Origin of the sequence: Hydrogenophaga sp. (assembly GCF_041633695.1) — a bacterium.
GTDB lineage: Bacteria > Pseudomonadota > Gammaproteobacteria > Burkholderiales > Burkholderiaceae_C > Hydrogenophaga.
Genome location: NZ_JBFJMY010000542.1, coordinates 1 through 2,539 on the forward strand (window position 1 = coordinate 1; position 2,539 = coordinate 2,539).

The following is a 2,539-nucleotide window of genomic DNA, read 5'->3' on the forward strand; positions in this document are numbered from 1 at the left end:
CGCACCTGGCCTGCGCCCAGGCGCAGCACCGGGGCCAGCAGCCCGAACGGCGCGGGCATGTTGGCGTGCAGATCGCGCAAGCTGGCCGAGGCCGTGGCCAGCTGGTCGCGGATGGCGGCACGCACCAGCGGCAGCAGCGTGGCTTGGGCGTCCACCTCGTAGCGCCAGATGCAGGCGGTGGCCAGGTACAGGCCAGACAACACGTCGCCCAGCCGGGCCGACAACAATTCCAGCCGCTTGAGTTTCCCGCCGAGCAAGCCCATCGCCAGATCGGCGCTGAGCGCGAAGCGGGCCGACAAGCGCGCGATCTGCTCGGCCTCGTGGCGCAGCTCTGCAGGCACCTGCCCCACCACACCGGCACCGAACACGCTGCGCATGGCATTGCGCCAGACGTGGGCACCGTGCCCCAGCAAGGCCTGGCCCAGCGCTTCGGGGTCTTGTGCCTGCACAGCGGCCATTTCGTCGAGCACATGCGGGTGGCAGCGCACGGCGCCCTGGCCAAAAATGATCAGCGCGCGGGTGAGGATGTTGGCGCCTTCCACGGTGATGGCAATGGGCGCGTGCCGGTAGGCCACGCCCAGCAGGTTGCTGGGGCCGCGGATGATGCCCTTGCCACCCAGAATGTCCATGCCGCTGGTCACCGCGCGCCGCCCCGCTTCGGTGAGCTGCACTTTCAGGATGGCGCTGGCCACGCTGGGTTGTTCGCCCGCGTCGAGCGCGGCGGCGGTGTAGCGGCGCGCCGCGTCGCTGGCATACAGCTCCACCGCCATGCGCGCCACCCGTGCCGCCACGGCGTGGAACTTGCCAATCGGCAGGCCGAATTGTTCGCGTATCTGTCCGTAGCCTTGCACCACGTACAAACAGGTTTGCTGCATCGCCGCCCCCAACGCGGGCAGCGAAATCGCACGCCCGGCGGCCAGGCTTTCCATCAGCATGCGCCAGCCTTGGCCGACCCGTTCTTCACCACCGATCACCCATTCCATGGGCACGAACACCTCGTACCCACGGATCGGGCCGTTCATGAAGGCCGAGTTCATGGGCCGGTGGCGCCGCCCGATGTCCATGCCGGGGGTGGGCACCGGAATCAAGGCGCAGGTGATGCCCAGCAATTGCTGGCCTTCGGGCTTGGATGGGTCCAGCGCCTGAAAGGCCAGCCCCACCACCGTGGCCACCGGCGCCAGCGTGATGTAGCGCTTGTCGAAGTTGACGAGAAAGCCGCGCACCGGCTGGCCATCGATCTCGCGCGTGGTCAGCACGCCGGTATCGGGAATGGAGGCCGCGTCCGATCCGGCGTAGGGCGATGTGAGACCAAAACACGGCAGATCGCGGCCATCGGCCAGGCGCGGCAGGTAGTGCGTTTTCTGCGCTTCGCTGCCGTAGTGCAGCAGCAGCTCGGCCGGGCCGAGCGAATTCGGCACCATCACCGTGACCGCAGCCGCCACATTGACGGTGGCGATGCGCGTCACCACCGCGGCGTGCGCAAAATGCCCGAAACCCAGGCCGCCGTGCTCGCGGGGAATGATCATGCCGAAGAACTTGTGCTCGCGCAGATAGGCCCAAACCTGCGGTGGCAGGTCGTGCGCTTCGTCGATGGCGTACTCGTCGAGCATGGCGTTCAGCGCCACCACCTCGTGGTCGAGAAAAGCCTGTTCTTCGGGCCGCAGGCGGTTGGGTCCGCGCGCGCGCAAGGCGTCGAAGTCGGGCCGTCCGGCGAACAAGTCGCCCTCGAAGCCCACGGTCCCGGCCTCCAGCGCGGCGCGCTCGGTGTCGCCCATCGACGGCAAGGCCCGGGCAAAAGGTTTCAAGGCGGCACGACCCAGCAGAGAAGAGAATGTCATGCGATGCAGCATGCACGCCCGTGGTGCGAAACGCAAGCGGGCGCACCCGCACGGTATTGGCCCCGTTGTGCGCAGAGGGGCCGGGCTGGCACACCGACCCGTTGACACCTTCTCAAGGCTTCCGAAAGCGCCTCGCAATGCACCTCCATATCCTGGCCGGCGATCTGGATGTCGCCTATCTTGAAAGCGGCGATCCAGACGGCCCTGCCGTGTTGTTGCTGCACGGTTTTCCCTACGACGTGCACGCCTACAGATCCGGCCCAGTGAGGTCACAACCGTTCGCCCTGCACCTGTCGAAGGGTTCGCCTGAGCGTGGGTGAGGGCTTCGACAAGCTCAGCCCGAACGGAAGGGATTCCAACCCGAGCGGAAGGGATTCCAGCCTGGACGAAAAAACACCCGTTCGCCCTGAGCCTGTCGAAGGGCTCGTGCAAGGTCTGAGGTGAAGGCTTCGACAAGCTCTGCCCGAACGGATCTCAAGGCTTCACTGGGCCGGATCCATAGGGCCTGTTCACACGATTTCCCCATCCGCGTCGGCGTGCGCCTGCACCAAGGCGGCGTGCAGGGCAGCGGCGGCGCGCGAAGCTTGCGGCGAGCGGCGCAGGATGCAGACGAACTGGCAGCTGTAGTGGAAGGTGTCGGGCCGTATCGCCTGCATGCGGCCGCGCCGCTCGAAAGCCTCGGCGTAGTGGTCGGGCAGAAA

The 2,539-nt window shown here is 67.1% G+C and carries 2 protein-coding genes and 1 pseudogene; 1 reads left to right on the forward strand and 2 read right to left on the reverse strand.

The annotated features are described in order from the left end of the window. The coding region (locus tag ABYB95_RS21385; protein ID WP_372661678.1) for an acyl-CoA dehydrogenase at nucleotides 1-1,838 on the reverse strand (1,838 nt) is incomplete at its 3' end. Nucleotides 1,839-1,975: 137 nt separating this feature from the next. Between ABYB95_RS21385 and ABYB95_RS21390 the strand changes: the two genes are divergently transcribed. Further along, on the forward strand, nucleotides 1,976-2,158 hold the full coding sequence (locus ABYB95_RS21390) for a hypothetical protein (protein ID WP_372661681.1): 183 nt from the start codon (nucleotides 1,976-1,978) through the stop codon (nucleotides 2,156-2,158). A 189-nt stretch (nucleotides 2,159-2,347) separates the two neighbouring features. Here ABYB95_RS21390 and ABYB95_RS21395 read toward each other — a convergent pair. After that, nucleotides 2,348-2,539 (reverse strand): annotated as a pseudogene (locus ABYB95_RS21395) (hypothetical protein); the annotation flags it as partial.

Coding starts and splice junctions, on each gene's coding strand:
- ABYB95_RS21390 (WP_372661681.1), top strand. CDS start 1,976: ATGCACCTCCATATCCTGGCCGGCGATCTGGATGTCGCCTATCTTGAA.